General features: G+C 37.2%; 3 protein-coding genes and 6 tRNA genes. 6 read left to right on the top strand and 3 right to left on the bottom strand.

Annotated elements, in window-relative coordinates; genetic code table 11:
• Positions 1-53: 53 nt before the first annotated feature.
• From IYQ91_RS09880 to IYQ91_RS09855, 6 genes are all read left to right on the top strand, one after another.
• A tRNA-Phe gene (locus IYQ91_RS09880) sits at positions 54-126 on the top strand.
• Positions 127-142: 16 nt separating this feature from the next.
• Positions 143-223 (top strand) — tRNA-Tyr (locus tag IYQ91_RS09875).
• 7 nt (positions 224-230) lie between these two features.
• Positions 231-301, top strand: a tRNA-Trp gene (locus IYQ91_RS09870).
• Positions 302-316: 15 nt separating this feature from the next.
• Positions 317-389: transfer RNA gene (locus tag IYQ91_RS09865), tRNA-His, on the top strand.
• A gap of 13 nt (positions 390-402) precedes the next feature.
• Positions 403-474 (top strand) — tRNA-Gln (locus tag IYQ91_RS09860).
• A 9-nt stretch (positions 475-483) separates the two neighbouring features.
• Positions 484-567: transfer RNA gene (locus IYQ91_RS09855), tRNA-Leu, on the top strand.
• Between the two features lie 81 nt (positions 568-648).
• Here the strand turns inward: IYQ91_RS09855 and IYQ91_RS09850 are convergent.
• From IYQ91_RS09850 to IYQ91_RS09840, 3 genes are all read right to left on the bottom strand, one after another.
• Positions 649-1,803 carry a tyrosine-type recombinase/integrase gene (locus tag IYQ91_RS09850; protein WP_003041909.1) on the bottom strand — a complete coding sequence of 385 codons (1,155 nt, stop codon included), beginning with the start codon at positions 1,801-1,803 and terminating at the stop codon, positions 649-651.
• Between the two features lie 12 nt (positions 1,804-1,815).
• Positions 1,816-2,001, bottom strand: a complete 186-nt coding sequence (locus tag IYQ91_RS09845; RefSeq protein ID WP_003034604.1) for a DUF3173 domain-containing protein — start codon at positions 1,999-2,001, stop codon at positions 1,816-1,818.
• Between the two features lie 23 nt (positions 2,002-2,024).
• On the bottom strand, positions 2,025-2,350 hold a 326-nt coding region (locus IYQ91_RS09840; RefSeq protein ID WP_195673721.1), incomplete at its 5' end, for a CHAP domain-containing protein.

Genomic DNA, 2,350 nt, shown 5'->3' with positions numbered 1-2,350 from the left:
TCGGGCTCATAACCCGAAGGTCGTAGGTTCAAATCCTGCTCCCGCAATAGGTAGGCTCGGTAGCTCAGTTGGTAGAGCAATGGATTGAAGCTCCATGTGTCGGCGGTTCGATTCCGTCTCGCGCCATATTAGTTTAATATCAGGAAGGGTAGCGAAGAGGCTAAACGCGGCGGACTGTAAATCCGCTCCTTCGGGTTCGGGGGTTCGAATCCCTCCCCTTCCATACCTTTACGGGCATAGTTTAAAGGTAGAACTAAGGTCTCCAAAACCTTCAGTGTGGGTTCAATTCCTACTGCCCGTGTTTATTGTGAATATGGCGGGTGTGGTGAAGTGGTTAACACACCAGATTGTGGCTCTGGCATGCGTGGGTTCGATCCCCATCACTCGCCTATTTTATATTATTGGGGTATAGCCAAGCGGTAAGGCAAGGGACTTTGACTCCCTCATGCGTTGGTTCGAATCCAGCTACCCCAGTTTAACTTTGCCGGCGTGGCGGAATTGGCAGACGCGCTGGACTCAAAATCCAGTGTCCGCAAGGACGTGCCGGTTCGACCCCGGCCGCCGGTATTGCTTAAGTTTAGTAAAAGCCTTGTGTATCAAGGCTTTTTTTGATGTTTTTGATTTTTTATCCCAAAATCTCTCCCAAATTTATATTCTATTCATAATTTGTTCAACCTCTTTAAACTCTTTATCAATCTTTTCAGTAAGTGTATGACCATAAACTTGTATCAACATTTGGATATCTTTATGACCTAAAATTTTAGCCACAACTCCCATATCTATATGATTATGAAGTAAATATGAGCCATAAGTGTGTCTAAGTCCTTTAGTAGTTATTATTGGTTCTATATCAAGCTCTTTTAGTATCTTTTTCAAAGCTTTATTTACAGTAGCTACTGAAGGAATACCATGTTCTAGACCGTAGTGGAAGAAGAGAAATTTCTCTTTGTTTTTTATTTGTAGTAATGAGTTTATTCTTTCTCGTTCTTTTATCATGTTAGACAGAACAGTAACTGTTTTATCATCTATTGGTACATATCTTTTAGAGGAATCGTTTTTAGCATTTGTCCATTTCCATGTTGATGTATTATAACGCTTATGTGTATGTAAGTAGAATTCTTCAAAATTTGTGTCACTATCCAGCAACCCAACAATTTCTCCGTATCTCATACCTGTTTTTGCTATTGAGTAAAGAATATAGTTTACAATGGATTCTTCATATTTTAGATTAGCTTCTAAATATTTTATTAGTTTATGATAGTCATCAACACTATGTATGTACTTGTCTTCTGGTTTTTGTCCATCCTTTCCAGCGAATAATTCTACATTACTTGTAAAATCATCAATTACAATTTTATCTGATTGTGCTAATTTGATGATTTTTCTGATTACTGAGTTTATTCTACTAAGATAGTCATAACCGACGGTTTCTCCATAAACATTCATAATCCTTTGATATTGGCTTGATTTAATATCAATAATAGGTTTATCACCAAAAAGACGTTTTAAAGTTTCACCATAAATTTGATAGTTTTTCTTTGTTTCTTGAGATAATGTTTTCTTTGGTCGAATTTTTAAATCATACCATGTTTGAAACCAATCATAAAGGGAAGTATATCTATCAAGTGTATATCCTTGTCTTAATTTCTGTTGAATTTCTAAAGCCGTATTCTCTGCTTCTCGTTTAGTATTAAATCCTGATTGATATGAAACAGTCTTACCTTCATTATCTCTAATTTCAAAAAAGAAGAGACCTGATTTCTGGTCTTTTCTAACTCGCGGATTGAATTGAGGAATATACATAAAATCTCCTTCTTAAAACTTTACATGCAAAATTTCTTCCACAGTACTAATAGGAACAGCTCCTAAACGTTTATTGCTGTAAAATTTAAAGCCTTGATTTACAAGTAACATTTTAGCTTCATGAATCACTTTTCTTGCTGTCCCCTCTTTTAAACCTTGCTTAATAAGGTCATTTTTTGTGATAAGTTGTTTTTCCATTTTTCTTTTTCCTTTTCTATTTTTTACTTCCCAATCACATAAGTAAATTGGCTAGCTGTTGCTTTATCAAATGTGCGATAAGAAATAACTCCAAGTCCTTTGGCGTTTGCTTCTGAAATGAGAATAGACCCGTCTGATTTGACCTGCTCTACAAATGCAATATGCCCGTAAGTTGGGTCTGCGCCAGCTTGTCCAGGAGAGAAGCTAAGAGCGCTATGTTCAGTTGGTGTATGTGTGGTTTGGTAGCCTGCTTTCTGCTTCCAATCCCCACCATTGCCCATATAAGGGTCAAAGTTAACGCCTACCTCTTTGGCTCGATTATAGACAAACCACGTACATTGTCCCCAAG

The organism is Streptococcus sp. HF-2466 (genome assembly GCF_015594645.1).
GTDB classification, from domain to species: domain Bacteria; phylum Bacillota; class Bacilli; order Lactobacillales; family Streptococcaceae; genus Streptococcus; species Streptococcus anginosus.
Note: the sequence above shows the minus strand (reverse complement) of the source record. Positions and strands in the feature narration are given on the sequence as shown.

Coding starts and splice junctions, on each gene's coding strand:
- IYQ91_RS09850 (WP_003041909.1), bottom strand. CDS start 1,803: ATGTATATTCCTCAATTCAATCCGCGAGTTAGAAAAGACCAGAAATCA.
- IYQ91_RS09845 (WP_003034604.1), bottom strand. CDS start 2,001: ATGGAAAAACAACTTATCACAAAAAATGACCTTATTAAGCAAGGTTTA.